Annotated in this window: 29 protein-coding genes and 1 pseudogene; 15 read left to right on the forward strand and 15 right to left on the reverse strand. The window is 30.7% G+C overall.

Going from position 1 to position 25,590, the window contains the following annotated elements; all coding sequences use genetic code 11:
* Nucleotides 1–23 precede the first annotated feature (23 nt).
* The 5 genes from Q0J35_RS00455 to mnmG all read right to left on the reverse strand — a co-directional run bounded on the left by Q0J35_RS00455 (nt 24) and on the right by mnmG (nt 6,200).
* Complete coding sequence (locus tag Q0J35_RS00455) at nt 24–1,199, reverse strand: c-type cytochrome (RefSeq protein ID WP_297191963.1); 1,176 nt, start codon at nt 1,197–1,199, stop codon at nt 24–26.
* Between the two features lie 2 nt (nt 1,200–1,201).
* Entirely contained in the window at nt 1,202–2,458 is a 1,257-nt protein-coding gene (locus Q0J35_RS00460; protein ID WP_297191966.1) for a cytochrome bc complex cytochrome b subunit, read from the reverse strand.
* Nucleotide 2,459: 1 nt separating this feature from the next.
* The gene (gene petA, locus Q0J35_RS00465) at nt 2,460–2,963 is read right to left on the reverse strand and encodes a ubiquinol-cytochrome c reductase iron-sulfur subunit (RefSeq protein WP_297191968.1); all 504 of its coding nucleotides are present in this window, start codon (nt 2,961–2,963) and stop codon (nt 2,460–2,462) included.
* 122 nt (nt 2,964–3,085) lie between these two features.
* Nucleotides 3,086–4,345 (reverse strand): DUF2920 family protein, encoded by a 1,260-nt coding sequence (locus tag Q0J35_RS00470; protein WP_297191970.1) that lies wholly within the window; start codon nt 4,343–4,345, stop codon nt 3,086–3,088.
* The gene (mnmG, locus tag Q0J35_RS00475; protein ID WP_297191972.1) at nt 4,332–6,200 is read right to left on the reverse strand and encodes a tRNA uridine-5-carboxymethylaminomethyl(34) synthesis enzyme MnmG; all 1,869 of its coding nucleotides are present in this window, start codon (nt 6,198–6,200) and stop codon (nt 4,332–4,334) included. The genes Q0J35_RS00470 and mnmG overlap by 14 nt, the downstream gene beginning before the upstream one ends.
* Before the next feature lie 114 nt (nt 6,201–6,314).
* Between mnmG and Q0J35_RS00480 the strand changes: the two genes are divergently transcribed.
* The 4 genes from Q0J35_RS00480 (at nt 6,315) to Q0J35_RS00495 (ending at nt 9,363) form a co-directional block, all read left to right on the forward strand.
* Nucleotides 6,315–6,656: an SMR family transporter gene (locus Q0J35_RS00480; RefSeq protein WP_297191974.1), complete on the forward strand. Its 342-nt coding sequence runs from the start codon at nt 6,315–6,317 to the stop codon at nt 6,654–6,656.
* The gene (locus Q0J35_RS00485; protein ID WP_297191976.1) at nt 6,656–6,964 is read left to right on the forward strand and encodes a multidrug efflux SMR transporter; all 309 of its coding nucleotides are present in this window, start codon (nt 6,656–6,658) and stop codon (nt 6,962–6,964) included. The genes Q0J35_RS00480 and Q0J35_RS00485 overlap by 1 nt, the downstream gene beginning before the upstream one ends.
* 68 nt (nt 6,965–7,032) lie before the next feature.
* Nucleotides 7,033–7,236, forward strand: a complete 204-nt coding sequence (locus Q0J35_RS00490) for a heavy-metal-associated domain-containing protein (protein ID WP_297191978.1) — start codon at nt 7,033–7,035, stop codon at nt 7,234–7,236.
* 3 nt (nt 7,237–7,239) lie between these two features.
* Entirely contained in the window at nt 7,240–9,363 is a 2,124-nt protein-coding gene (locus tag Q0J35_RS00495) for a cation-translocating P-type ATPase (RefSeq protein WP_297191980.1), read from the forward strand.
* Here Q0J35_RS00495 and Q0J35_RS00500 read toward each other — a convergent pair.
* From Q0J35_RS00500 to fliL, 7 genes are all read right to left on the reverse strand, one after another.
* Entirely contained in the window at nt 9,360–9,887 is a 528-nt protein-coding gene (locus Q0J35_RS00500) for a threonine/serine exporter family protein (protein WP_297191982.1), read from the reverse strand. The two genes, Q0J35_RS00495 and Q0J35_RS00500, sit on opposite strands and share 4 nt — an antisense overlap.
* Entirely contained in the window at nt 9,884–10,660 is a 777-nt protein-coding gene (locus Q0J35_RS00505) for a threonine/serine exporter family protein (protein WP_297191984.1), read from the reverse strand. Before Q0J35_RS00505 ends, Q0J35_RS00500 begins: the two co-directional genes overlap by 4 nt.
* A 59-nt stretch (nt 10,661–10,719) precedes the next feature.
* Nucleotides 10,720–11,325: a DedA family protein gene (locus Q0J35_RS00510; protein ID WP_297191987.1), complete on the reverse strand. Its 606-nt coding sequence runs from the start codon at nt 11,323–11,325 to the stop codon at nt 10,720–10,722.
* Between the two features lie 6 nt (nt 11,326–11,331).
* Nucleotides 11,332–11,823, reverse strand: coding sequence for a peptidylprolyl isomerase (locus Q0J35_RS00515; RefSeq protein WP_297191989.1), 492 nt, complete (start codon nt 11,821–11,823; stop codon nt 11,332–11,334).
* Between the two features lie 20 nt (nt 11,824–11,843).
* Nucleotides 11,844–12,551 (reverse strand): YebC/PmpR family DNA-binding transcriptional regulator, encoded by a 708-nt coding sequence (locus tag Q0J35_RS00520; RefSeq protein WP_297191991.1) that lies wholly within the window; start codon nt 12,549–12,551, stop codon nt 11,844–11,846.
* A gap of 131 nt (nt 12,552–12,682) precedes the next feature.
* On the reverse strand, nt 12,683–13,063 hold the full coding sequence (gene acpS, locus Q0J35_RS00525) for a holo-ACP synthase (RefSeq protein ID WP_297192813.1): 381 nt from the start codon (nt 13,061–13,063) through the stop codon (nt 12,683–12,685).
* Nucleotides 13,057–13,596, reverse strand: a complete 540-nt coding sequence (gene fliL / locus Q0J35_RS00530) for a flagellar basal body-associated protein FliL (RefSeq protein WP_297191993.1) — start codon at nt 13,594–13,596, stop codon at nt 13,057–13,059. The genes acpS and fliL overlap by 7 nt, the downstream gene beginning before the upstream one ends.
* An 80-nt stretch (nt 13,597–13,676) precedes the next feature.
* Between fliL and Q0J35_RS00535 the strand changes: the two genes are divergently transcribed.
* From Q0J35_RS00535 to Q0J35_RS00585, 11 genes and pseudogenes are all read left to right on the forward strand, one after another.
* Nucleotides 13,677–15,041, forward strand: coding sequence for a phosphomannomutase/phosphoglucomutase (locus tag Q0J35_RS00535; RefSeq protein ID WP_297191996.1), 1,365 nt, complete (start codon nt 13,677–13,679; stop codon nt 15,039–15,041).
* A gap of 70 nt (nt 15,042–15,111) precedes the next feature.
* Complete coding sequence (gene rpmB, locus Q0J35_RS00540; protein ID WP_297191998.1) at nt 15,112–15,306, forward strand: 50S ribosomal protein L28; 195 nt, start codon at nt 15,112–15,114, stop codon at nt 15,304–15,306.
* Nucleotides 15,307–15,424: 118 nt separating this feature from the next.
* The gene (locus Q0J35_RS00545) at nt 15,425–15,652 is read left to right on the forward strand and encodes a YdcH family protein (RefSeq protein ID WP_297192000.1); all 228 of its coding nucleotides are present in this window, start codon (nt 15,425–15,427) and stop codon (nt 15,650–15,652) included.
* 10 nt (nt 15,653–15,662) lie between these two features.
* Nucleotides 15,663–16,742, forward strand: a pseudogene (locus Q0J35_RS00550) (methyl-accepting chemotaxis protein); the annotation flags it as partial.
* A gap of 128 nt (nt 16,743–16,870) precedes the next feature.
* The gene (locus tag Q0J35_RS00555; protein WP_297192002.1) at nt 16,871–17,467 is read left to right on the forward strand and encodes an NUDIX domain-containing protein; all 597 of its coding nucleotides are present in this window, start codon (nt 16,871–16,873) and stop codon (nt 17,465–17,467) included.
* A gap of 13 nt (nt 17,468–17,480) precedes the next feature.
* Nucleotides 17,481–18,539, forward strand: a complete 1,059-nt coding sequence (locus tag Q0J35_RS00560) for a galactosyltransferase-related protein (protein WP_297192004.1) — start codon at nt 17,481–17,483, stop codon at nt 18,537–18,539.
* The gene (locus Q0J35_RS00565; RefSeq protein ID WP_297192006.1) at nt 18,539–21,058 is read left to right on the forward strand and encodes a CDP-glycerol glycerophosphotransferase family protein; all 2,520 of its coding nucleotides are present in this window, start codon (nt 18,539–18,541) and stop codon (nt 21,056–21,058) included. Before Q0J35_RS00560 ends, Q0J35_RS00565 begins: the two co-directional genes overlap by 1 nt.
* Nucleotides 21,059–21,113: 55 nt before the next feature.
* The gene (locus tag Q0J35_RS00570) at nt 21,114–21,761 is read left to right on the forward strand and encodes an amino acid ABC transporter permease (RefSeq protein ID WP_094324907.1); all 648 of its coding nucleotides are present in this window, start codon (nt 21,114–21,116) and stop codon (nt 21,759–21,761) included.
* A complete protein-coding gene (locus Q0J35_RS00575) occupies nt 21,754–22,410 on the forward strand; it encodes an amino acid ABC transporter permease (protein WP_094324908.1) in 657 nt (218 codons plus the stop codon). The genes Q0J35_RS00570 and Q0J35_RS00575 overlap by 8 nt, the downstream gene beginning before the upstream one ends.
* Nucleotide 22,411: 1 nt before the next feature.
* Nucleotides 22,412–23,149, forward strand: coding sequence for an amino acid ABC transporter ATP-binding protein (locus tag Q0J35_RS00580; protein ID WP_297192012.1), 738 nt, complete (start codon nt 22,412–22,414; stop codon nt 23,147–23,149).
* Nucleotides 23,150–23,154: 5 nt separating this feature from the next.
* Nucleotides 23,155–23,910 carry a glycosyltransferase family 25 protein gene (locus Q0J35_RS00585; RefSeq protein ID WP_297192015.1) on the forward strand — a complete coding sequence of 252 codons (756 nt, stop codon included), beginning with the start codon at nt 23,155–23,157 and terminating at the stop codon, nt 23,908–23,910.
* Here Q0J35_RS00585 and Q0J35_RS00590 read toward each other — a convergent pair.
* From Q0J35_RS00590 to Q0J35_RS00600, 3 genes are read right to left on the reverse strand one after another with little or no spacing between them, the layout of a single operon-like run.
* Nucleotides 23,900–24,544 carry a uroporphyrinogen-III synthase gene (locus Q0J35_RS00590; protein WP_297192017.1) on the reverse strand — a complete coding sequence of 215 codons (645 nt, stop codon included), beginning with the start codon at nt 24,542–24,544 and terminating at the stop codon, nt 23,900–23,902. The two genes, Q0J35_RS00585 and Q0J35_RS00590, sit on opposite strands and share 11 nt — an antisense overlap.
* Entirely contained in the window at nt 24,513–24,824 is a 312-nt protein-coding gene (locus Q0J35_RS00595) for a thiamine-binding protein (protein ID WP_297192018.1), read from the reverse strand. Before Q0J35_RS00595 ends, Q0J35_RS00590 begins: the two co-directional genes overlap by 32 nt.
* Nucleotides 24,821–25,462 (reverse strand): HAD family hydrolase, encoded by a 642-nt coding sequence (locus Q0J35_RS00600; protein WP_297192021.1) that lies wholly within the window; start codon nt 25,460–25,462, stop codon nt 24,821–24,823. The genes Q0J35_RS00595 and Q0J35_RS00600 overlap by 4 nt, the downstream gene beginning before the upstream one ends.
* Nucleotides 25,463–25,590 lie beyond the last annotated feature (128 nt).

Below are 25,590 nucleotides of genomic sequence, written 5' to 3' on the forward strand. Positions count from 1 at the left end.
GCCAAGTGGCAAATGCTTTATTATTAGTGCAGGTTAGACCATACTTTGCGTTTCCAAGCTATAGCAAATACACTTAGGATTGCAAAGAATATCATTATATATATACCCAAACTTTCTCTTTCTTCTTTTTTACTGTCTCCAACTTTTTCTATATAAGAAAGAACCCTATCTTGAGACTCTTTATTTAAGCCAACTCTAGGCATAGCAGTTCCAGCTATAAGTTTTTGAGTATTGTTTGTAAAATTGTATATATATTCATACCCTCTTGAGCGAATCATCATAGATAAATCAGGTGGAATTTTTCCTAAGTATCCAAGTAAATCATTATGAGCTGACAAAGATTTAAATGAATCGTATTTCATATCATGACAACGTCCACAAGCTTCTATGAAAAGATTTTTATCTTTTGCAAAAACCAATTCTTTATCTATCATAGTTTTATTTGCTTCAGGGCTTAAACCTTCAATTTTAGAATACTTCTCTTCTATAGCCTTTTTAAATTCCGCAGTTTTAGCTTCATTGTATTGTTTTCCCACTTCTTTTAAATAGGCTATAACATTGGCTATATTTTCATTCACAACTCCTGTAGGATCGCCTATACTTTCATTATAAGCTGTCATTACAAAGGCATCGCCAAATTTATGATCCACCTTTAAAGCTACTGAAGGATTATATATAAGAGCAGCCAAAAATTTTTCATCATAAAGCAAACCAGCTGAACTTAGATCAGGAGGTAATACACCGTATATGGAAGAATCCGGAATGTTTGCTTCAAGTCCAGCACTTTTTAAGCCATGACAAGCATAACAATTTGTTGCAAAAAATTCAGCCCCCTTACTAGCATCACCCTTGCTTAAATCACCCATTTGTTCCACTCTATCCCAAAGTTTTTGATTATCATCTAAACTTTTTTGTGCCACATCTAAACTTTTTTGTGCTCCACTTAACTTTGCCTCAGCAGCTTTTATAAGCTCTGCGTCATTACTTGTTTTTGCTTTTTCTAGCTCCGCATTTGCTAACTCTAATTCTTTTTTTCTAAGATCAACAACTGACTGTGCAAAATTTATATCTTCTTCTGAGAAATTAAAATTTGCTGGAGAAACGTGAGGTTTCATTACAGAATGTGCGTAAGGTTCAACCCCCCAATAAACTAGAGCTGTGAAACAAGCTACAACTAAAAATATTTTAAATTCTCTCATTCTTAACCCCTTTTATTTTCTGCTCTTGTGATTAGAGGTAGCACCACTATTAAGAGCAATAAAAATGTTATAGAAGCAAAGAAACCAACCCAGGCATTAACTCCAGTAGGAGGCAGTTTGCCATACACAGTTAGCACTATCATATCTATAAGCAAAATCCAAAACCATATGAAAAATTTAGGTCTATGGTGTGCAGGTTTTACAACATCACTTCTATCTAGCCAAGGCAATAAGAAGAATATAATTTGAGCTATACCAAATGCTGCTAAACCTATGTCAAAAGCGGCTATTTTTAGTCCAAAAATATTAATATCAAAAAAGAATCCTCTTAATACTTCATAAGACCATAAGAAATACCACTCAGGATATATATGTGCTGGAGTTTGTAAAGCATTTGCAGGGTCAAAATTTATAGGATCCATTGCGAAATTAAATTTAAAACATACCAAATAGAAAAAGAAAATCATAAATATGCAAATATACATAAAGTCTTTAGATAAGAATGCAGGCCAAAAAGGTATAACTTTTGAACCTCTTGTATCACCTTTTTTGTATTTTTCAGCTTCTATATCAAAATCTATTTCTTCTGCTATTTCGTTATTAACGTGAGGTATGCGAAGTGCGTAGAAGTGAAATACTATAACCATTATTATTACTATAGGTAATAAACATACGTGTAGCATAAAGAATCTAGTTAATGTAGGGTCAGCAACAGCATAATCACCTCTTATCCATATAACAAGCTCATCTCCTATAAAAGGCACACCACCAAAAAGTTGAGTAATAACTTGTGCAGCCCAAAAGCTCATTTGTCCCCAAGGAAGCATATATCCACTAAAAGCTTCTGCAGAGAAAAGAACAAAAAGAAGCATACCGCTTATCCATATCATTTCTCTACCTCTTTTGTAAGAGCCATAATATATAGCAGTAAACATATGTATGTAAATGATTAAAAATATCACAGAGGCTGCGACACCGTGCATATGTCTCCAAAGCCAACCATATTCAACTTCTTGCATTATAGTTTTATTCACACTATCAAATGCTAAAGCTGCATCTGGTTTGTAATACATAAGCAAAAACAAACCACTTATAAAAAGTATTGTAAAAAGAACAGTTAAAATAACACCCATAGCCCATAAGAAATTTATTTGCTTAGGTATCCAGTATTCAACCATTAAAACATTCATCAACTTTTTAACGGCTAGTCTTTGATCAAGCCAGTCAATAATCCCTTCCGATTTTCTAATATGTGCCATATTAAGCCTCCGCTATCATTTTTTGGTATTCAGGACCTTCTTCGCCTAAAACGAGTTTTGTCCCATCTATTCTGAATGGAGGTATATCAAGTGGTCTAGGAGGTGGTCCAAAGGTATTTATACCATCTGTATTAAATTCTCCGCCGTGACAGGCACATTTAAATTTTTGCTCACTTGCTGAAAAAGCAGGAATACAACCTAAATGTGTGCAAAGTCCTATTAAAACCACATAAGGAGAATTATTTATGCTTATTTCTCTCTTTGGATTTTGAGACATTTGAGCACTTTTTTTGAGGATAAATATAGGTTTTTTACGCCATTCTATTGTCCTTAATTCACCTTCTTGCATAGACGATAAATCAACTGTGGTAAATCCAGCAGCCCTAACACTAGGAAGCGGATCCCAAGTCTTTTTCATAGCAACAAGTGAAAAAACTCCACCAACAGCAGCCACTGTGCCAAATGCAAAGCCTATAAAGCTTCGCCTACCTTGCGATGCTACCATTATAAGTCCTTTCTTAAAACTTTATATAAAATTTTAGTAACTTGTCATTTTATCTAAGAAAAAATAAAAATATTCTTTAAACGCATATATAAAAATATCGCCATTGTTACCTTTTGAAATTCTTATATCTTTTTACATTCAAGTTGCAATGTATTGTCTTTTTCTTTAAATGTGTATATATACTCGTTGCAAGGATAAGAAATTTCTTTTTTTAAGTTTTTTCTATCACTTTTTTGGGTTAAAGCAAAAGGTATGGTGTTGTTTATAAGCGTTTTTATAGACATTCCTAGACCGTGTGTTAAATTTTTAATAAATTTTCCATCTATTTGTTCTTCTTTTTCAATCATAAAAAGCTTAGCATCATATCCGTATTGCTTAAATAATGCATAACATAATTCTTTATCAGCAGCAGGTGCTAAGTCACCGTCAAAACGCGAGTGATAAGATATGTATTTTGCTTTAAAAATTTCTGCTTGAATTTTTATATGCTCTTCATCTAAAATTGTGCGAATTCTTTCTCTTGATTTTGAAAAATAATTTTTAGAAAATTTATTTGTAGTCCAAAATGTTTTATCAAAAATAAAATCGCTTATATTTTTCCCTAATCTAATAGAACAACTTGGATATTTTACATAGTCAATTTCTTTTCCAAAGCCTATGAGACGCCAAGGTATTTTTACATAAGATGAGTTGTCTATCACAAAATCCACGTTCCAAGGTGAAATTTTAGCTACTAAATTTGCTAAATATCCTCCGTGGGAGCTTCCTAAAAATATAGTTTTTAGATCCTCTAAATGCCCCCCCCCGTTTGCTATTTTAAATGGCGGGTCTTTTTTGATGTGAAGCAAGGCATTTACTATATCAGTAGCGCTCATAATACCAAAATTGTTGTATTCATTTTTTGCAGGAAAGAAGGTAGAAGTTATGTTCATATTATAAGATTTTTCTAATTCAAATTTTTCTTTCTTTTTTTGTATTTTTTCATCTAAATATCTAGAAAGTTCTATTATTTCATTATTTTTTATTTTCTTTATCGGTAGAAATTTTTTTGGAATTTTTAAATTTAAGCTTTTGCAAATTTCATTAAACACAAATTCATCTACATCATCAAAGCCTAAAGTGCAACCAAGTTGAGGACGGTTGGCTATGCAGTGATAAGCCACTGAGCAAACTGCCACAGAAAAAGTATTTGCACAATGTAATGCTAGTTTGTTTTGATATATTTGGTTGTTATCTGCGCCAAGTCCTGGTATTATAAACAAAATAGCTTCTATTTCCTTTTCATCATCAAAAGTAAGACTAAATTCTAGTAAGCTTTCTCTTTTTATATCAAGCTCTACATCATCACAGGATTTTATTTTGTATTCTTTAGTTTGTAACATTTTTATACCTTAGTTTTATATGAATTTGTAATATATCAAGTGCAGCAGGGGTTATGCCGCTTATCATACTTGCAGCAAATAGTGTGCTTGGAGAATTTTTTTCAAGCTTTTCTACAACTTCATTGCTTAGCCCACTAATACTTCTAAAATCAAAATCTTTAGGTATTTTCAGCTTGTTTAAAGATTTCATTTTTTTAATCTGCTCTTTTTGCATAGCTATGTAGTGATGATATTTAGCTTCATTTAAAATTTCATTTAGACTATAATCGCTTAAATTTTCAAAGTCTTTAACTAGTTTTTTAAGTTTATCTGCGTTAAAAGATGATCTAGCCACTATTTTTTGTAAAGATACTACTGAACTTATCTTTTCTTCATTTATGCCTTCTAAAAACTCATTATTTTCTTTATTAGGTCTAAATTCTGTATTTAATAAATAGCTTAGTGCTTTATCTATCTCATTTTTTGACTGTCTTATGTAAAAAATTTCATCTTCATTTAATAAACCATATTTATAACCATATTCACCAAGTCTTAAAATAGCATTTTCCTCTCTTAATAGCAAGCGATATTCAGCCCTAGAAGTAAACATTCTATAAGGCTCTTTTGTTCCTTTTGTAACCAAATCATCTATTAAAACTCCTACATAAGCTTCATCTCTACCTAGTATAAAGCTTTCTTTATCATCACAAGCTAAAACAGCGTTTATTCCAGCCATAAAACCTTGTGCTGCAGCTTCTTCATATCCTGTAGTGCCGTTTATTTGTCCTGCACAGTATAAATTTTTTATTTTTTTTGTTTCTAAAGTGTGTTTTAGTTCAGTTGGTTCTATATAATCATATTCTATAGCATATCCAAAACGCGTTATTTTAGCATTTTCAAAGCCTTTTATACTTCTTAGCATATCTTTTTGCACATCATAAGGTAAGGATGTGGAAAAACCATTTATGTAGTATTCTGTAGCAGCTTTTGTTTGCGGTTCTATGAATAAGTGATGAGAATTTTTGTCTGCAAAACGGTTTATTTTATCTTCTATTGAAGGGCAGTATCTTGGACCTATACCTTCGATTTGTCCTGTAAAAAGTGGAGCCTTGTCAAAATTGCTTCTTATAATTTCGTGTGTTTTTTCATTTGTTCTAGCTATATAACAAGGCAGTTGATGAGGCTTAAAATTTCTTGTTCTAAATGAAAAAGGTTTTGCATTTTCATCACCGTGTTGTATTTCTAAAACATCAAAATTTATGCTTTTTGCATCCACTCTAGGACAGGTTCCAGTTTTTAATCTACCTATATTAAAACCAAGTTCAGATAAAGACTTTGCAAGATCATAAGATGGCAACTCTCCAACTCTTCCGGCTTTTATTTTTTGTTTTCCTATGTGTATAAGACCGCTTAAAAATGTGCCTGTTGTAAGGATTATCTTTTTTGCAAAATATTCATTAGATAAATTAGTTTTAAGTCCTATTATCTCATCTTTTTTTAGTATAAGGCTTAAGACTTGTTCTTGTGAAATTTCTAAATTATCAAGCTCAAAAAGTTTATTTCTTGCATATATTTTATACATATCCATATCTATTTGGGCTCTACTTCCACGCACAGCAGCACCTTTACTTTCGTTAAGTGTTCTAAACTGAATTCCAGCTACATCGGTAATCAAGCCCATTAAAGCACCCATAGCATCTATTTCTTTGACTAAATGTCCTTTTGCCAAGCCACCTATGGCAGGATTGCAAGATGCAGCAGCTATTTGCTCTATTAAGGTCGTTAAAAGCAAAGTTTTTTTACCCATTTTTGCACAAACAGCACTTGCCTCAAGTCCTGCGTGTCCTCCACCCACAACTATAATGTCAAAATTCATATAAACCTTTTTATTTTACTGATAAATATATTTTCGCTTATTCTAGCATAAAGAATTAAACTGCATTTAAAGTCTTTTAGCTAGAATTGCAGACAAAAAAATAAGGGCATAAGATTGAAAATTTTAAATAAAGTTACTTTGTTAGCTTGGTTTTTTTTACTGTTGGCTATAGTAGCAGAAGTCATAGGAACGAGCTTTTTAAAGGCTGAAAATATTTTTTATGCTTTATTTATGATGAGTATTTTTATAGCCATTTCTTATTATTTTATGGGTAAAGCTATAACTAAAATTCAAGTTGGCATAGCCTATGCTGTGTGGGAGCTTTTAGGTGCAGTTTTAATAATACTTGTAGCATTTTTTATCTTTGGTGAAAGACTTAGCACTACTCAAATGTTGGGATTAGCACTAGCTTTCATCGGTATAATAATGATAAATTTGGGCGAGGCAAAACACTAATGTATATAATCATCATCATATTTTCAGCCTTGCTTGATATAATCGCAAATTTGCTTTTAAAGAAATCAGATGGTTTTAAAGACTATAAATGGGGTATAGCTTCTATATTTTTTGCGATATTAGCTTTTGTCTTGCTTTATTTTAGCCTTGAATATGTGCCTTTGAGCGTAGCGTATTCTACTTGGGGAGCTTTTGGTATAATAGGAACTTGTGTTGGTGGCTATGTTTTTTTTAAGGAAAAGTTAAATTTTATAGGTATATCAGGTATAGTAGTTGTTATAATAGCCGTAATTTTGCTTAATTATTAATTTAAGATATTTTTTATCTTTAATGTATTATACTTTTTTAAGAAGCAATTTTAAAAGAGGACATTTGTATGAGAAAATTTGAGCTAGATAATGTGAATTGTGGAAACTGTGCTAATTTAATAAAAAATGGCTTGAAAGATGAATTTGGAGATGTTGAGGTAGATTTTAGCGTAAAACCGGCTATTCTTACTTTGGATATAAAAGATGAAAAGATAGAGGTATTAAAAGAAAGTTTAAAGGACTTAAATTTCCCTGTTTTAAGGGCTTTATGAGATATGCAAGAATTAAGACTTAAAATAGGAAAAATGAGCTGTGTAAATTGCTCAAATTCCATAGAAAGAGTTTGCAAAAAGATAGAAGGCGTTAGCGATGCTAGTGTATCCTTTGTAAATTCTAGTGGAGTTTTTTTGTTAGAAAAAGAAAGCCTTAAAAGTAAAATAATAGAAAAGATAAAATCTCTAGGCTTTGAAATCCTCCAAGATGATGCAGATATAAGAGAATTTAAATTAAAAGAACTTGCTAAATTAAAATACACTTTGTTTTTTAGTATTTTTATAACAGTCATTTGTATGCTATTTAATATGTATATACACAATACTTTTTCAAATTTTATTCAGTTTATCTTGGGCTTTATAGGAGTATTTTTTTGCGGAAAGAACTTCTTTATTAATGCCATAAAGGCTGCAAGTCATAAGACTTTAGATATGAATACTTTAGTATCATTAGGTCTTATTAGTGCTTGTGCTTATTCCTTGTTTGTGTTTTTTGGGTATTTTGATACGCATTTGTATTTTGCAGAAGCTAGTATGATAGTAAGCTTTGTTTTGCTTGGTAAATTTTTAGAAGAAAATGCTAAATTAAAGGCACTTTCTTATCAAAAAAATTTGCAAAAACTAGACGCAAAATTTGCCAGAGTGATAGATGAAAACGGTAATGAAAAAGAAATTCCAAGCTCTTTAGTTAAAGAAGGCGATATAATAATTCTAAAGCAAGGAGATACTCTAAGTGCCGATGGCACAGTCGTTCAAGGCGAAGGTGAGCTTGATGCTAGCAGTATAAATGGTGAGTTTGTGCCGGTTTTAAAAACCGTGAATGATGAGCTTTTAGCAGGGTCTGTTTTGGTAAGTGGAATGCTTAAAATAAGAGCTGATAAAAAGGCTATGGATAGCAAAATAGAGCTTATAAAAGATTTGGTTTTCAAAGCAGGTGAGCAAAAACTTCCTATATCTAGGGTGGTAGATAAAATTTCAGCCTATTTTGTAGGAGTTATTATACTTATATCTTTTTTTATCTTTATTTTTTGGTTTTTTAAAAATGGACTAAATGAAGCTTTCTTGCATACAAGTGCGGTTTTACTTATATCTTGTCCTTGTGCTTTAGGGCTTGCTACCCCACTTGCCTTAGTTTTATCTCTTTCAAATGCTATGAAAAATTTTGTTCTTATTAAAAATCCAGCCTCCTTAGAAAATTTTAGAAAAGTAAAATTTGCTCTTTTTGATAAAACGGGAACTCTCACAAAGGACAGCTTAGAACTTTTTAAGCATAATTTAAGCGATAGTGAATTTGCTTTAGCAGCAAATATAGAAAAATTAAATTCTCACCCAATAGCAAAGGCTATAGCGAAGTATTCTAGCGATTTGAAATTAAGCGGTAAGATAAGCACCATAAATTCAAGGGCTATTGTGTATGAAGATGAGCTTGATACATACGCTCTTTGTAATAAAAAATTCATAAAAGAACAAGGTTTTTTACTAGATGAAAAACAAGAAGAATTTGTTAAATCTAATGCAAAAGAAGCTCCTGTCGTTGTTTATTTCATAAAAAATTCTGTATGCAAGGGAGTGATATGTTTAAAAAATGAGCTTAGAAAAGAGTCTAAGCAGCTTATATCCTTTCTTAAAAAAGAAGGTGTAAGTCCGGTTATACTAAGTGGAGATAATGAAAATAGCGTATCTTTGTGTGCAAAAGAATTAGGCATAGATAAATATCATTTTAATTTATCCGTTGAAGATAAGATAAATTTTGTAAAGCAGTATCAAAAAAATGCGAGCTGTATTTTTGTTGGAGATGGTATAAATGATAGTGCGGCTTTAAAGTTAGCAGATATTAGTTTTGTTATGAATAATGCTTCGGATTTTACAAAAAATTTGGGTGATTTTGTATTGTTAGAAAATGATTTAGGCAAAGTAAGGTATTGTTTTGAATTATCTAAAAAGACTTTTAGCATAATAAAGCAAAATTTATTTTGGGCTACTATATATAATGCTATTTGCATACCAATAGCTGCGGGCACAGTGCCTTTTATAAAATTAAGCCCACATTTAGCAGCTTTGGCTATGTGCTTTTCTTCGCTAACTGTTGTTTTAAATTCTTTAAGGCTTAGAAAAGTTAGCTTTTAGAAATGTTTTTTCTTATATTTTTTGTATTTATCAAAGATTGAACTGTGCCTTGTTACCATAAGACTTTGTTCAAAAAACAATATAAGAGTAATGGAAACACCAATAGCTAAAGATAATGTAACTGAAAGTGTTATCAAAAAATAATCAAAAAATTCCACCAAATATCTAGTTTTTGAAGCTAAATCATCGCTGCTAAAAAAAGAAAAAAGATATAAAACTGTTCTATAAGCATAAATTCCCGGTATCATAGGCAATAATGCAGGAAAAGCTATGATTTCAGCGGGTGTTTTTGAAATTTTAGCACAAATCATACCCAAACAACCAACAAGAAACGAGGCTAAAAAAGTAGCTATCGCCAATGTGTCTATATTAAAAAATTCAATCAATGTAAAGCGAAAACCGTGCCCAATAGCTGCAAGTGCGGCTGAAAGTAACAAGGTCCTTAAGGGCGGAGAGCAGTTGTATGCAAATGCAAAACCTGCAAGTGCCGCAAAAAACATATCCATAAGCACAGAAAACATCATTGTAAAAGCCTAAAATTCGATAGAGTTAGTGTCATATAAAGTCCTATGGCTATGCAACAAACAAAGATTATTATATTCACTATCCTGCTTAAACCAACTTGTATATAATCTTTTAATATATCAAGAACTGAATTTATAAAAAATACTCCGGGTATTAAAAAAAGTATGCTAGAACCAAGTGCAACTTCTGGTGTTTTTGTTATATTTAAGCTTACCCCTATAAATACTATGTATGATGCTATAAAAGAGCATAATATGTATTGAATTCTTTTATCTACATTAAATTTCATTAATAAAGCTCTAAGAGTAGCACCTATTAATGTGCTAAAAAGTATTAAAAGCATAGTGCCAAAGTCTCCTCCAAAAAGTCTTGAAAATGCTGCATTTCCAAAGCTTTGTATGAGAATGAAAGAATACAGAGGTCTTTTTTTTGTGCTTATAAGTTTTTTAAAGCACCTTTTTGCTACTTTTATATCGTGTATATGATCATAAATAGCCCAGCTTAATGCACTTAAATTTGAAATTAATCCAAAGTCTATTAGGGTATAGGCGTTTTTTACTATGTATGTTCTTGATATGGAGTAATCATCAGGGTCTATTATATTTATAGTAGTATGATTGAATGAAAAATCCAGAGTTAGCGAGTATCCATAAGTATATGCTATCCTTGTGGCACAACGATTGATTCTAGAGTTGTAAGTTCCTATGCTAACCATAGATGAAATATAATCAATAATAAAATTGCTAAACTCTTGTATATCTGGTTTTTGCATAGTTTAAACTTTTAATTTTTTTTCAAATTATATAAAGATTTTTTTTAACAAAGTGTAAATCAATCTCTTTTTTTAAGTCTTTTGTTTATGTAAATATAAAGAACTGTAGCGAATATAGACAGTAATACAATGATTATTAAAACTTCGTGCAGGTATTCTTTTATTAGTTCTTCATTTTGACCTAAAACATAACCTATATAAACCAAAATACTTACCCAAATTCCACTACCTGCCGCTGTAAAAAAAATAAAGTTAAATATTTTCATTTTTGCAAGACCAGCCGGCAAAGATATATACTGTCTTATGCCCGGCAATAAACGACAAATAAAGGTTGAAAATTCTCCGTGTTTATTAAAAAAATTTTCAAATTTATTAAATTTATCCTCTGTTATACCAAATATTTTTCCGTATTTTATAACAAAGGATCTTCCCCAGAAAAAACATATATAGTAATTTATTAATGCACCTAAAACAGAGCCAAAAATCCCACAAAGTATGCATATATAGGCATTTAACTCCCCTTGATGAGCCAGATAACCAGCAGGTATCATAACAACTTCACTTGGAAACGGTATAAAACAGCTCTCAAGAGTCATTAAAAATACTATACCAAGATAGCCCATATCTTTTGCTAGTTCTAAAAAGAAATTTATAAATTCTTGCATTATTTTTTAAACACTTTCTTCATTTTCTATAATTTCTATATCTAAAATTTTATCCCCTTGTCTTATGCTATCTAACACTTCAAAACTCTTTTTATCTTCTGCGTTGATTTGCCCAAACACTGTATGCACTCCATCTAAATGAGACTGTGGGCTGTGAGTGATGAAAAACTGCGAACCCCCTGTATCTCTACCCGCATGAGCCATACTTATAGTGCCTCTTATGTGCTTATAGGACTGATTATCACATTCGCATTCTATGCTGTATCCTGGTCCTCCTATCCCATTTCCATAAGGACAACCGCCCTGGATTACGAAATCATCTATAACTCTATGAAAATTAAGGTTTTTATAAAAGCCTTCTTTTGCTAAATTAGCAAAATTACACACAGTTTGCGGTGCTTCCTCTCCAAACAACTCAAGCTCTATATTACCTTTTTCTGTTTTTATGATAGCCTTTTTGTAATCTTTTGCCTTGCTTGTATCTATTTTTTTTATCATTAATAAGCCTTTCGTTTTTTTTATTCTATATTTACATAAACAGCTTGAACATCATCATCATCATCTAGCTTATCAAGCAATTTTTCTATCTCGTTTATTTGCTCATCATTTAGACTAATCGGCGAATTTGGTATATACTCAAGTCCTGCTTTTTTGAGCTTTAAATCTCTTTTTGATATTTCATCGCTTAACTCTTTAAATGAAGAATAATCAGCATAAATAAGCAACTCATCATCTAGGTTTTCAAGCTCTTCAAGCCCATAATCTATAAGTTCAAGCTCTAATTCCTCTAAATTTCCCTCATATTTTTCTAAGTGAAACACAGCCTTTCTTGAAAACATAAAATCTAAGGAGCCATTTTGTAGGAATTCAGCACCGTTTTTGTTAAATATAGCTTTTATATTAGCAACTGTTCTTGTTGGATTATCGCTCATACATTCTACTATTATAAGCACACCATAAGCTGCCTTGCCCTCATAGTGAATTTGCTTTATATCGTTTGCATCTTTTCCACTCGCTCTTTTTATAGCGGCGTCTATATTATCTTTTGGCATATTATTAGCTTTAGCTGCTGCTATGGCAGAACGAAGTTTAGCGTTCATTTCTGGGTCGCTCCCACCTTCTTTAGCTGCAACTTGTATAGCCTTTGCAAGTTTTGGAAACAACTTGCTCATCTTGTCCCATCTAGCTTCTTTTGAAGCTCTTCTGTATTCAAATGCTCTTCCCATAATAATCTATCCTAAAATAATTCTCTAATAAAAATTTTAAATTTATGAATCATTTACTTAACTTTTTTACAATTAAAACGTGGTTGCAATATACACACTAAAGAAATGGTTTATTCATAAAAACTCCTTATTTAAGTGAATGCAGGGGTTCTAAACTCCTGCTCGCTTTCTAATACAACTACAGCTATAGCAAAATTTCCATCGTGCGATATACTAAGAGAGCTTGATTTTATCTTAAATTTATCTACTAAGCTTTGTCTTAGTCTTACAAAAGGTGCATTTCTTTCATCTTTTATAATCCTTACATCTAAAAAGCCACTCTGCATACTTATACCGGTTCCAAGAGCTTTTAATGTAGCTTCTTTTGCCGCAAAAAAACCAGCTAAAGACGAAGGGTTTTTTATAAGTTTTTTTTCTTCTTCACTCAAAAACCTATCTAAAAAACGCTCTCCGTGTCTTGCGTATATTTTTTCTATTCTAGGTATAAAAACTATATCACAGCCTATCACGATACAACAAAATCCGTAAAATATATGTCTTTTATAAAGCCATCATTTAGAATTTCATTTATTCTGCCCACAAGCTCATCTTTAAGTCTTTCTTTTCCTCTTGTAGTGCTTATTTCCTCATAAGTTTTTGAGGTCAGCGTTCTTATAACTATATCTCTTATTACAGAGACTTTCTTTTCGAGTTCAGCTTGTAAAAGTTCATTATTTTGCTCTAATTGTATGCTGCATTTTAAATACCTTTGCCCCCCATTGCTAAGCAAATTTACAGTAAAAGGCTCTAAAACAAACATAACGCCTATGTTAGCAAAATCACTTCCTCTTTGTCTGTTTGTATTTTGGTTTTGTTGATTAGCAGGTTTTACTTGCTGTTCGTTTGTTTGATTAACAACAGGGGCTTCATCGCTTGGAGATGAAAACATCAAAAAACCTATAGCACCAACTATAACTAGCAACAATAAAAATAAAAATATAACTATTATAAGCACCAAAGATACTTTGCTTTTTTTGGGTTCTTCCGTTTTTACCTCTTCATCCATTTTTTATTTCCTTTGTTTTTTAAAATATTGTAGAATTATAGCTGTTTTTGTTTATTTATGCAATACAAAGGAGAAGTATTATGAAAGAGACTATTTTTAGAGAGTATGATATAAGAGGGCTTTACGGCTCTGAATTAAATGAAAAATTTGTAAAAGCTTTAGGTTATTTTTTAGGTTTAAAAATGAAAGAAAGCTCTTGCGAAAACGTAAGTGTTGGATATGATGCAAGATACAGCAATAAAGAGCTTTTTTCTTATCTTGTAAGTGGTTTAAATAAAGCTAAAATAAAAATTTATTCTCTTGGTTTGGTGCCAACTCCGCTTGGTTATTTTTCTTTATATGAAGGCAAAAAATTTGATGCAAATATTATGATAACAGGCTCTCATAATCCTAAAGATTATAATGGTTTTAAGATCACCATAAAAAAAGATAGTTTTTTTGGGGAGGAATTAAAAATTTTTGGTAAAAAAGTTTTATCAAATTTAGATTTAGAAATTAAAGATGATTTAAATTACGAAGAATACGACATATTAAGCATTTATATTAATTTTATGTTGGAGCAATTTAAGGATTTAAAAAATTTAAAAACCAAGATAGCTATTGACTGTGCAAATGGTGCTAGCGGAGTTGTGATAAAGCCTTTGGTTGAAAAATTAGCTTTAAATGCTACCATTTTGTTTGATAAGCCCGATGGACAGTTCCCAAATCACGAGCCAGATCCAACAGAGCCAGAAAATTTGTTAGCCTTACAAGACTGTGTAAAAAAAGATAAGGATATAAAATTTGCTTTTGCTTTTGACGGAGATGCTGACCGTGTTGTGGCATTAAGCAGAGATAGAATTTTTTGTGGAGATGAGCTTTGCTATCTTTTTGCTAAAGATATAGATAATCCAAGGGTTTTAGCCGATGTAAAAGCTTCAAAAAATTTATTTGATGAAGTTGCCAAATTTGGAACTATACTTATGTCAAAATCAGGGCATTCAAATATAAAAAAGATGATTAAAGAGCATAATATAGACCTAGCTGCAGAAGTTAGCGGTCATATATTTTTCAAACATAGATATTTTGGTTTTGATGACGCTATTTACGCATTTTTACGCACATTAGAGCTTATAAACAAGGGTTATGATATTGAAAAAATGATACAGTCTTTACCAAAACTTTATACCATAGATGAAGTTAAGATAAAAAGTGATGATAAGGTTAAATTTAAGATAATTGAAGCCTTTAAAGACGAGCTAAAGAAAGGAGTTTTAAAAGATCTTAAATCTTTATGCGAAATAGACGGTGCAAGAATGGATTTTGAAAACGGTTGGGGCTTAGTTAGGGCTTCAAATACAACTCCTTACATAATAACTCGTTTTGAAGCAAATACAGAAGAAGAAGTTAAAAGGATACAAGATATGATTATGAATCTTTTTAATGAAGTTAAGCTTAAGTTTTAGTTTTTTAAGCTTAAATTTTGATTTTTTTGATAAAATTTGGCTTTTTATTTTTTGGGACAAAGGGTTTAAAATGTCAAGAGTTTGTGCTTTAACAGGTAAGGGACCTATGGTTGGAAACAATGTTAGCCACGCTAACAACAAAACAAAAAGAAGATTTTTGCCAAATCTAAGAACAGTTCGCATAAGACTTGAAGATGGTTCTGTCAAAAAAATTCGAGTTGCAGCTTCTACTTTAAGGACTCTTAGAAAGAATAAAACTAATTAAAATAAGTGGTTTTATACCGCTTATTTTCAAAAATTTCTATTTGATTATCGTTATTTTTTTTGTTTTTTCTGAAAATTTATTGTATAATTGAAACTGTATTTTTTTTAAAGGAGAGCTTATGTGGCACGAGTACAGGGATCTTATGACCAAATTAAAAGGAAAAGATAGGCATTTTGATCATCTTTTTGAAAAACATAATGAGTTAGATGATAAGGTAAAAGATGCTGAAGAAGGTAGAATTCATATTGATGATATGGAACTTAAAGCCTTGAAAAAAGAGAAATTAAGAGTTAAAGAAGAGCTTGGACAATACCTTTCTCAACTTAATAATAGTGCTAATAAGTGAGGTGTAAGTTATGTTTGGAAACAAAAAAGATAACAAGTCATTGGAATTACAACAAGAGATTCAGAAATTACAGCTTCAAATTCAACAGTTAAAGAATGAAAATTCCCAGTTGAAAGATAAGATAAAAGAAGCAGATACTAATAGTAATAATTCAAATTTACAAACACATCTTGTAGAGAGTTTGGTTTCTGGCGTTTTTTCTAATATTACTAAGGTCCAAGAGGATATGGTTAGAAATGTTACGCAGTCAGAACAGATTGCAAATTCTTCAGAATCCACTATAAATGCTATGGAACAACTCAGCGAAATAACATCTTCTATAAACGAATCTTTAAATATGATAGTAGAATCGGCTGATAGATCACGAGAAACAGCAGGAACTTTACATAGAAGTGTTGATGAAATAAGCAATGTTATCAATCTAATTAAAGATGTAAGCGATCAAACAAATTTACTTGCACTTAATGCCGCTATAGAAGCAGCTCGTGCGGGAGAACACGGACGCGGCTTTGCTGTGGTTGCTGATGAGGTTAGAAAACTTGCGGAAAAGACACAAAAAGCTACTGCAGAAGTTGAAATGAATATAAATTTATTAAAACAAAATGCAAATGAAATGTTTTCTCAAAGCGAGCAGGTCGAAAAAGTAAGCGTTAGCTCAAATGATTATATATCGCAGTTTTCAGGAAAATTTGAGGAGTTAAAAACCGAAGCAACGTCTTCAAATTCATCTGCTTCTGGCATAAGTTCTGAAACTTTTTTATCTTTGGTCGAGCTTGATCATATCGTTTTCAAGTTAAATGGTTATAGTTCTATCTTTGCTAAAAAAGGTCAGCTATTGGCAGATCATCATTCTTGCAGACTTGGAAAATGGTTTGATTCAGAAGGTAGAAAAATATTTGGCTACTCTCCTATATATTCTAAGATTGAAGAGCCTCATAAAATAGTTCATGAAAATATAAATGCAGCTATTACTATAGCAGCACAATCTGATATTACCAAAAAAGAAGTTCAAGACGAAATTCTAAAACGATGCTCTATTGCTGAAGAGGCTTCTCAAAATTTATTTAAAGTTTTTACAGAATTACTTGAGCATCACAGACAGCACGAAGGATACTCCGTATCAAAAAAAGAGGAAGTTACGCAACCATCAACTCCTGAAGTAGATCAAGAGCAAGAAAGCACTTCAGAAGAGCAGTAATTCTTTTTAAGGTATTTTAAATGGATTTAAGCTCCTTAAAACAAGAAGAATTTACTTCCTCTTTATATATAAAAGCAAAAAGATTTAGTTATATTAAAAATGGAAAAAAACACACTTGGGACTTCATAGAGTCTTTAGATAGTGTTTCCGTTCTTTTGTATCATAAGGAAAAAGAATCTTTTATCTTTGTAAAGCAATTTAGAATACCTCTTTGGGACTATCAAGTAAGAAATAACTTAAAAATTCCTCAAAAAGACCTTGGAATGAGCGTGGAGCTGTGTTCTGGGCTTGTTGATAAAAATTTAAGCCTAGAGGACATAGCAAAGGAAGAATGTTTAGAGGAATTAGGCTATATGCCTAAGTCTGTGGAAAAGGTTTGTGATTTTTATAGTGGCTTTGGAAGTGGTGCATCTAAGCAAAGTTTATTTTTTGCCGAAGTTTGTGAAGATGATAAAAAAGGCACAGGCGGCGGACTTGATGATGAGGAAATAGAAACTGTTTTTGTAAAGGTTTTAGACTTTGAAGCCTTTGCTAAAGATAACGTTCATGCTGCATCTTTTGAATTTGCTTATCTTTGGTTTATGAAAAACAAAGCTAAACAATACGGGCTTTCATAAGCGTAGGGATATTTTGGCTGATTTATCTGTAATTATACCCTTTGGTATTAGCAAGGAAAGATCTTTCATAAAAGATAGACTTTTACAAAAAATAGATTTTTTTAAAAGTGATGAAAGATTAGAATTTATTTTTGTTGAAGGTTTTTCAAGTGAGAATTTTGATACAAAGACTAAGATAGAGCAAAAAGGGCATATTTATTTAAAGGATGAAAAACAAAAGGCTTTTTCTCAAGGAGCTTGTAGAAATTTAGGTGCTTTAAAAGCTAGTTCTAAGGTGCTTTTGTTTTTAGACATAGATTGTTTTTTATCCCAAAAAAGTTTAGAAAAAATTTTAGAGCTTATTAAGATAAGAAAAATCGATGAAAAAGAGGAAGAGTTTTTTTTACTGCCCTGTCTTTATCTAAGCAAAGAGGGTAGCGAGTTTTTAAACTCTGTTGATGAGGCTTTGTGGGATACTTTGGCGCAAAATGATATTTTAAGAGCTGAAAAAAAGATAGTTTTAAACCTAGCTAGTGCTTCATCTGTGCTTGTTGTAAATAAGCAAAAATTCTTAGAACTTGGCGGCTTTGATGAGAATTTTCTTGGACATGGTTATGAGGATTTTGATTTTTTGGCTAGGCTTATGCTAAAAACCTTATCTTTTGAAAAAATGCCAAGGAATTTAGCTTACGATGCTAGAAATTGGAACTTTGATACTTATGAGGGCTTTCGTGCCTTATTTTCACTTTTAGGATACGAAACTATGTATCTTGGACTTTATGCACTGCATTTTTATCACGAAGCCATAAATCAAAATGGCTATTTTGATAATAGAGAAAAAAATCACAAGCTTTTTTTTGAGAGGCTTAAAATTTATGAGAAAGAATTTAAAGACTTAGAAAAACAAAGAAATTTTCCTTTAAAAAATTTAGCTTACAAGCCTTATTTATACGAGATAAAATACGGCAAACAAAAGGGCGGAAATTTTTTAAAAATTTATATCTCTCATTTTAAATTTTATAGATTATTTAGAAAATTTATAAGCTCTCCAAAGCTTTTTTTTAAAGATATGAAATTTTTTAAGGCAAGATGATGTTTTACATAAGCGAGAAAAGTTTAAAGCTTTCAAGATATTTTTTTAAAGGTGCTTTGCTTTATCCTTGCATAAATTTTTTTAAAAAATTCTTGCTTAAAAAATATAAGGCGAGGCAAAGTTATGTCATAATTTCGCCTCTTTATAACTGTGCTAAATATTTAGATGATTTTTTACTTTCTATCATAAATCAAAGGCTTGATTTTAAGAGAAATATCACGCTTATACTTGTAGATGATGGCTCAAGTGATGAGAGCTTTTTTATCATTAAAAAATATCTTAAAAAATATCCCAAAAATATACACTATATATATAAAGAAAATGGCGGCGTAAGTTCTGCTAGAAATTTGGGCTTATCTTATCTTAAAAAAAGTGATATAAAAGCTACATTTGTAAATTTTGCAGATAGTGATGATATTTTAGATAGAAATTTTTTTTATGAAATGGATAAATTCTTAACTAAAAAAAATGATAAAAATTTAGCTATGCTTTGTGCAAATTTTATCTTTTATAGAGAAAGAAGAGTTGTTAGATATAAGGACAGTCATAGCCTAAATTTTAAGTTTAAAAAAACTTGCGTAAAAGATATAAAAAATTTAGATACCTTTATACAACTTGCTACAAATTCTGTGCTTTTTAAAAGAGAATTTTTAGATGATAATTTACATTTTGAAAAGGATTTATCTTACGGTGAAGATGTGATTTTTATTTTGAATTTTTTTCTTTTAAATTATTATAAAAAAGTAGCTTTTTTAAAAGAGGCTAAGTATTTTTATAGAAAAAGATTTAACAAAAGTTCCATTTTAGATAGTGCTTCTTATAAGGTAAAATATAAGCTTATTTATTCATCTTTTCTTGAAGACATTTTATATAAATATAAGAAAAATTTAGGCTTTATACCAAGTTTTCTTTCAAATACAGTTTTGTATGATGTTTTTTGGTTTGTTGATGAGCTTTTAAATGTAAAAAATGATGAAATAAAAAGCCTAAATTTAAACTTTCATCTAAGAAAAATTTTCGCATTTTTACCTAATGAACATATACAAAATTTTTCTCTTTGTAATATTAAAATTTTTCACAAAATAGGCTTTTTGAATCTTTTTAAAGATGAGAAATTTCAAAGAAAAAATACTATTTTTGTAGAAAAAATAGATGAAAAAAAATCCCAAGTTTTATTATCTTTTTTTTATGCTAAAACTTGTGATTTTTTTATAAAGAATACAAAAATCTTATATGAAAAAACTAGAAAAATTTCTTTTTTAGACGAGACTTTTTGCTATGAAAAAAGATTGTGGATAAGTCTTGATAAAAATACTTTAAATTTAGATATGAGTTTGGATCTTAAAGAAGTTTTTTTAGAATTTAAAGGAGAGAAAATTTTATCTTTAAAGCCTGTATATGAGGACTTTTTAAAGCTTAAAAATAAAAGAGCAAAAAATGCTAAACTTTGGCTTTTTGCCGATTCAAATTTAAGAGCTGATGATAATGCAGAGCACTTATACCGCTACCTAAGACACAAAAGAATAGATAAAAAAATCTACTTTGTTTTATCTAAAAAAAGCGAGGATTTTAAAAGGCTTAAAAATGAGGGCTTTAACTTGGTAGATCCAGATTCTTGTAGATTTTTATATCTACTTTTTAAAGCCGATAAGATTATAAGTTCTCATATAGATAGGTATTTTTATGGCGCCTTTGGTAAAAACACTCTCTTAACAAAGGACTTTATTTTTTTACAGCACGGAATTTCAGAAAAAGAAATTTCAGCTTGGCTAAATACTAGAAAAATCAATCTTTTAATCACTGCTGCTAAGCCTGAATTTCAAAGCTTTGTCTGCGATTACACAGCTTATAAACTTAGCAAAAAAGAGGTTAAATTAACAGGCTTTGCAAGGCACGATAGGCTAATATCTTTAAAAAAAGAAAAAAAATACATACTTATAATGCCAACTTGGAGACGAGATATAGTGGGTGCTTTTAGCAAAAAACTTGGCACAAGAAGGATAAATAAAAACTTCACTCAAAGTCTTTATTTTAAAAAATATAATGAGCTTTTAAGCTCGTATGAGCTCTTAAACTTTTGCGAAAAAAACTCTTATGAGCTTTGTTTTAATCCTCACCCAAACATTTTGCCTTATTTAAATTTTTTTAGGCTTGATAAAAGGATAAAACTTTCAAATGGCAAAAATTTACAAGAGCTTTTTGCAAAAACAGCACTTTTAATAACGGATTATTCAAGTGTAGCTTTTGATATAGCCTTGCTTAAAAAACCAGTGCTTTATTATCAGTTTGATAAGGAAGCTTTTTTTGAAAGACAGTGGCAAAGCGGTTATTTTGATTATGAAAAAAATGGCTTTGGAGCTGTTTGTAAAAATTTAAACGAGCTTTTAGCCGAGCTTTACAAAAATGAAAAATGCGAATTTAAAGAGCCTTTTTTAAGTAGGGCAAGAGCCTTTTTTGCTTTTAATGATGGCAAAAACTGCGAAAGAATTTATAAAGAGATCTTAAGTCTTGATTTGTAAGCTAAGATTTATAAAAAAGTATTAAAATTCTTTAATTTTACTTTAAAAGGCTTATATGGATTTTGCTTTTATAACTAAGGTTAGTCCTATGTTTTTTGACGCTGGCTTGCTTACCTTGCAAGTCTTTGGCTTGGGACTTTTATTTTCATTTATCATCGGGCTTTTTTGCGTGGCAATGTATTTTTTTCGTCTAAATTTTATGTATAAACTTTGTGCCATTTACATAGAATTTTCAAGAAATACCCCTCTTCTTATACAACTTTTTTTTCTATACTACGGTCTTGGAAGACTGGGACTACATATGTCTTCATTTAGCTGTGCTGTTGTGGGGCTTTCTTTTTTGGGTGGCTCTTATATGGCTGAGAGTTTAAGAGCTGGTATAGATGCGGTTAAAAAGCAGCAGTTTGAGGCTGCCTTGTCCTTAGGACTTAATAAATTTCAAATTTTGCGTTTCATTACTCTGCCTCAGGCTTTGGGAATTTGTATGCCCTCCTTGTCTGCAAATACTATATTTTTATTCAAAGAAACATCAGTTGTAACCATCATAGCCTTGCCAGATCTTGTAAATACTATGACTAGCTTAAATTCACTTAGCTATAAAACCGATGAGCTTTTGTTCTTGCTTTTCATAAGTTATTTAATCATAATCTTGCCTATGTCCTTGTTTTTATCCTTTCTTGAAAAAAGGCTTTCTTATGCTTGAGCTTTTTTCTGTAAATTATCTTTCTCGTTTATTTGATGGGCTTTTGCTTACCTTAGAAATTTCTTTTTTTTCTATACTGATTTCTTCTTTTGGAGGACTTGTTTTCGGAATTTTAATGTCCTTAAACAATAAAATTATTTATATCTTTTGTAGATTTTGTCTTGAATTTGTCCGTGTTATGCCTCTTATAGTCTGGCTTTTTGTGGTTTATTTTGGTTTATCTCGTTGGTTTGGGCTAAATTTAAGTGCTTTAGCTTCTACTATCTTGGTTTTTAGCATTTGGGGAATTTTTGAGATGATGGACTTAGTGCGAGCCTCGCTTGCTAGCATAGCTAAACATCAGTTTGAATCAGCCCTTTCTTTAGGCTTTACAAGGCTTCAAACCTATCTTTACATCATCTTGCCCCAAGCCTTAAGAAGACTTACTCCAATGAGTATGAATTTGCTTACTAGAATGATAAAATCAAGCACCTTTGCTTTTTTAATAGGAGTTGCAGAGCTTGTAAAAGTAGGACAGCAGATAATAGAAGCAAATCACAGCTTCGTTTATGCCTCTTTCGTAATATATGGGCTTATCTTTTTTGTATTTTTCTTGCTTTGCTATCCTCTTTCTTTGTATTCTAAATTTTTAGAGAAAAAATGGAGTTAAAATGGGTATTTTAGAGCTTAAGAATTTACATAAATTTTATGGAGAAAATGAGGTTTTAAAGGGTATAAATTTAGAGGTTGAAAAGAGCGAGGTTGCTGTTATCTTAGGACCTAGTGGTTGTGGTAAATCCACGCTTTTAAGATGTATAAATGGACTTGAAAATATTGCAAGTGGAGAGATTATAATAGACGGCGAACGTATAGATAAAAACTATACAAATTGGACTAAGATAAGGCAAAAGGTTGGTATGGTTTTTCAATCCTACGAGCTTTTTGACCATTTAAGCGTTGAGCAAAATATACTCTTAGCACCTATGAAGGTTGAAAAAAGAAAAAAAGATGAGGTTTTAGAAGAAGCTAAAATGTGGCTTGAAAAGGTGGGACTTTTGCACAAGTTAAAATCTTATCCAAGAGAGCTAAGCGGTGGGCAAAAGCAACGCATAGCCATAGTTAGAAGTCTTTGTATGAACCCTGATATAATGCTTTTTGACGAAGTTACGGCTGCTCTTGACCCTGAAATAGTGCGTGAAGTGCTAGATGTTATGCTAAATTTAGCTAGAGAAGGTCTTACTATGCTTATAGTAACGCACGAAATGGCTTTTGCAAGAGCCGTAGCCGATAAGGTTGTTTTTATGGATGATGGAAAAATAGTAGAGATTTCAAAACCAGATCTTTTTTTTGAAAATCCAAGCACAGATAGGGCTAGGAAATTTTTGAATTTATTTGATTATCACAAGTAGGCTTTATGAGAGTTTTTATCATAAATTTAGCTAGGTCAGCGGATAGAAAAGAAGCTATGCAAAAAAGAATAAATGAGCTTTATTTAAAGGATAAAACCTTAAAATCTAAGCTAAGTTTTGAATTTTTTGAAGCTATTGATGGAAAAGATGAAGCAAATTTAAAAGCTTTTGATGAGTATATAGATGATAAAAAAGCAAATTTGCTAAGGGGGGGGGCGTTAAGTTCTAGTGAAAAAGCGTGCTTTGCTTCTCATTTGATGCTTTGGAAAAAATGCATAGAGCTTGATGAAAGCATCATTATACTAGAAGATGATGTGATTTTTAAAAATGAATTTTTAGAATTTATAGATGAGTTTATAAATTCTCCTTATGATTTTGTGCGTTTAATGGCTTTAAAAAAGCTTAAGGGCGTGGTTTATCTAAACGAACATCATATATTGACAACCAAAAGAGCTAGTGGCACTCAAGGTTATCTTTTAAGGCCAGCGGCTGCGATTAAATTTTTAAAAAAAGCTAAATTTTTTTATCCTTTAGATGATTATATGGATAAATTTTTTCTACACGATGTTTTTATAATTGTCTTCAAGCCTTATCTTATATCAATGCATTTTGAACAAAGCACCATAAATATGGGAAAAAAATCCGCTCTCATAAACACACATAGGGAAATTTTAAGATTTGTATATAGGATAATAAGCTTTTTTTATATTATTTTTAACTATAAAAAGATAAATAAATTAAAACAGATGTCTAAGAAATAGCGTTTTCAATCTCTCTTGCTAGCTTTACGCATTCTCTTACATTTTGCTTTTTGCTTATAAACAAATTCTTAAACCCTTTTAGCCTCAAAGCCGTGCTATTTCCTATGGCTACTATCTTATCTTCGTCTTTTAGTTTGCATTGTTTTAAAAAGTTATTAGCAAGTTCAAAAGAGCTAAATATAAATGTAGCCGGTCTTTGCACTACAAAGCCTTCAGGCACTTTCTTATAGTTTGTTTCGTATGCAATGATTTCTTTTATATTTAAGTCTTTTGAGTTTTTTGCTATGTCATAGCTGATTTTTTTCGCTCTTAGATATAAAATTTTTTTACCTTCTAAATCCTTTTTAAATTCATCTACAAGCTCTTTTAGATATGATTTTTTAGAAATTTTTATATTTTTAAAACCTAGTTTTTTAGCCTCATCAAAGCTTTTTTTCCCAAGCACAAAAAGTTCTATTTTTAAATTAAGCTTACATTTGCTTTTGCTTAAAGCCTTAAGAGCATTTTTAGAGCTTATTATAAGTGCTTCAAAATCATTTAAATTTACATCTATCTTTTTAAAATTTATCTTGGCAAGTTTTAAATTTTTTACATTTTTAAAATTATGACTTTGTGCCGATACTAGATAAATCATTTTTAACGCTCTTAACCTTATCCTGCATAGTCTTTTTTCTTCCTTTATAGCAGTCAAATTTAGCTACTATGTAAAATCTTTGTGCATCCATACAATTATTTGCTAATTTCAATATCTTTAAAGCCTTTTTCATACTTTTGCACTCTACACAAGTTCCCATTGGATTTAACTCATATTTTACACCCTTTTCATCAAAAGCACTTAAAATGCTTTTAACTTCTTTGGATTTGGAAAGTTCTCCACTTATGCTAAATATGCAAAGCTCCATTATTACACTCATTTTTCCTCCAATTTTTTTATATATAAAACGGCTTCATATAGATTTTTAGCTATAAAAACACCTGTTTGTTCGAGTTTTAACCTATCTTCATACATAGGCTCTACTACTACACACTGAATATCCGCATTTTTAGCAGCCTTTACATCTACGCTTGTATCACCTATTAAATATGCTCTTTCTTTATTTTGATTAAGTTTTTCTAAGGCTTTATTTATAGGTTGTGCATCTGGTTTTGCTTTTATAACATCATCTTTTGTTACAAGAACTTCAAAAAAATCAATGACACCTAAATGCTTTAACAAATTTGCGGTAAAAACTCCGCCCTTATTAGTAACTATACCAAGCTTAGCAAAGCTTTTTGCTTCCTTTAAAGCCTCGTTTGCAAAAGGCAAAAGAAAACTTTTATTAAGATAAATTTGTTCATATTTTTTTCTATATGATTTTATATACTTTTCTATATCTGTTATATTAAAGGATTTAAAAATTTCATCTAAACTTATACCTATTAAAGATTTTATGGTTTTTTCATCATATCTTGTATTTTTGTTTTCTAAAAAAGCAAATTCAAAAGATTCTAAAATAGCATCTGTAGAATCTATAACAGTTCCATCAAGATCAAAAAGTATAGTTACTTTCATTTATCTAGCCTTTTTTTGAATAAAAGTAAAGTATAACAATAAAAAATTAATTAATACGAAAATTACAAATTTTTAACCTTTTCTATATAAAATGCACTATTTCATAAAAAAAATTAAATATTTGCTAT

Origin of the sequence: uncultured Campylobacter sp., from assembly GCF_944323605.1 — a bacterium.
Taxonomy (GTDB): domain Bacteria; phylum Campylobacterota; class Campylobacteria; order Campylobacterales; family Campylobacteraceae; genus Campylobacter_D.

Coding starts and splice junctions, on each gene's coding strand:
- Q0J35_RS00590 (WP_297192017.1), bottom strand. CDS start 24,544: ATGATTTATCTAGTATCGGCACAAAGTCATAATTTTAAAAATGTAAAA.
- Q0J35_RS00515 (WP_297191989.1), bottom strand. CDS start 11,823: ATGATAAAAAAAATAGATACAAGCAAGGCAAAAGATTACAAAAAGGCT.
- Q0J35_RS00495 (WP_297191980.1), top strand. CDS start 7,240: ATGCAAGAATTAAGACTTAAAATAGGAAAAATGAGCTGTGTAAATTGC.
- petA (WP_297191968.1), bottom strand. CDS start 2,963: ATGGTAGCATCGCAAGGTAGGCGAAGCTTTATAGGCTTTGCATTTGGC.
- Q0J35_RS00460 (WP_297191966.1), bottom strand. CDS start 2,458: ATGGCACATATTAGAAAATCGGAAGGGATTATTGACTGGCTTGATCAA.
- Q0J35_RS00580 (WP_297192012.1), top strand. CDS start 22,412: ATGGGTATTTTAGAGCTTAAGAATTTACATAAATTTTATGGAGAAAAT.
- Q0J35_RS00520 (WP_297191991.1), bottom strand. CDS start 12,551: ATGGGAAGAGCATTTGAATACAGAAGAGCTTCAAAAGAAGCTAGATGG.
- Q0J35_RS00535 (WP_297191996.1), top strand. CDS start 13,677: ATGAAAGAGACTATTTTTAGAGAGTATGATATAAGAGGGCTTTACGGC.
- Q0J35_RS00545 (WP_297192000.1), top strand. CDS start 15,425: ATGTGGCACGAGTACAGGGATCTTATGACCAAATTAAAAGGAAAAGAT.
- fliL (WP_297191993.1), bottom strand. CDS start 13,596: ATGGATGAAGAGGTAAAAACGGAAGAACCCAAAAAAAGCAAAGTATCT.
- Q0J35_RS00570 (WP_094324907.1), top strand. CDS start 21,114: ATGGATTTTGCTTTTATAACTAAGGTTAGTCCTATGTTTTTTGACGCT.
- Q0J35_RS00595 (WP_297192018.1), bottom strand. CDS start 24,824: ATGAGTGTAATAATGGAGCTTTGCATATTTAGCATAAGTGGAGAACTT.
- Q0J35_RS00470 (WP_297191970.1), bottom strand. CDS start 4,345: ATGTTACAAACTAAAGAATACAAAATAAAATCCTGTGATGATGTAGAG.
- Q0J35_RS00500 (WP_297191982.1), bottom strand. CDS start 9,887: ATGATGTTTTCTGTGCTTATGGATATGTTTTTTGCGGCACTTGCAGGT.
- Q0J35_RS00510 (WP_297191987.1), bottom strand. CDS start 11,325: ATGCAAGAATTTATAAATTTCTTTTTAGAACTAGCAAAAGATATGGGC.
- Q0J35_RS00575 (WP_094324908.1), top strand. CDS start 21,754: ATGCTTGAGCTTTTTTCTGTAAATTATCTTTCTCGTTTATTTGATGGG.
- Q0J35_RS00505 (WP_297191984.1), bottom strand. CDS start 10,660: ATGCAAAAACCAGATATACAAGAGTTTAGCAATTTTATTATTGATTAT.
- rpmB (WP_297191998.1), top strand. CDS start 15,112: ATGTCAAGAGTTTGTGCTTTAACAGGTAAGGGACCTATGGTTGGAAAC.
- Q0J35_RS00490 (WP_297191978.1), top strand. CDS start 7,033: ATGAGAAAATTTGAGCTAGATAATGTGAATTGTGGAAACTGTGCTAAT.
- Q0J35_RS00485 (WP_297191976.1), top strand. CDS start 6,656: ATGTATATAATCATCATCATATTTTCAGCCTTGCTTGATATAATCGCA.
- mnmG (WP_297191972.1), bottom strand. CDS start 6,200: ATGAATTTTGACATTATAGTTGTGGGTGGAGGACACGCAGGACTTGAG.
- Q0J35_RS00555 (WP_297192002.1), top strand. CDS start 16,871: ATGGATTTAAGCTCCTTAAAACAAGAAGAATTTACTTCCTCTTTATAT.
- Q0J35_RS00600 (WP_297192021.1), bottom strand. CDS start 25,462: ATGAAAGTAACTATACTTTTTGATCTTGATGGAACTGTTATAGATTCT.
- Q0J35_RS00565 (WP_297192006.1), top strand. CDS start 18,539: ATGTTTTACATAAGCGAGAAAAGTTTAAAGCTTTCAAGATATTTTTTT.
- Q0J35_RS00585 (WP_297192015.1), top strand. CDS start 23,155: ATGAGAGTTTTTATCATAAATTTAGCTAGGTCAGCGGATAGAAAAGAA.
- Q0J35_RS00455 (WP_297191963.1), bottom strand. CDS start 1,199: ATGAGAGAATTTAAAATATTTTTAGTTGTAGCTTGTTTCACAGCTCTA.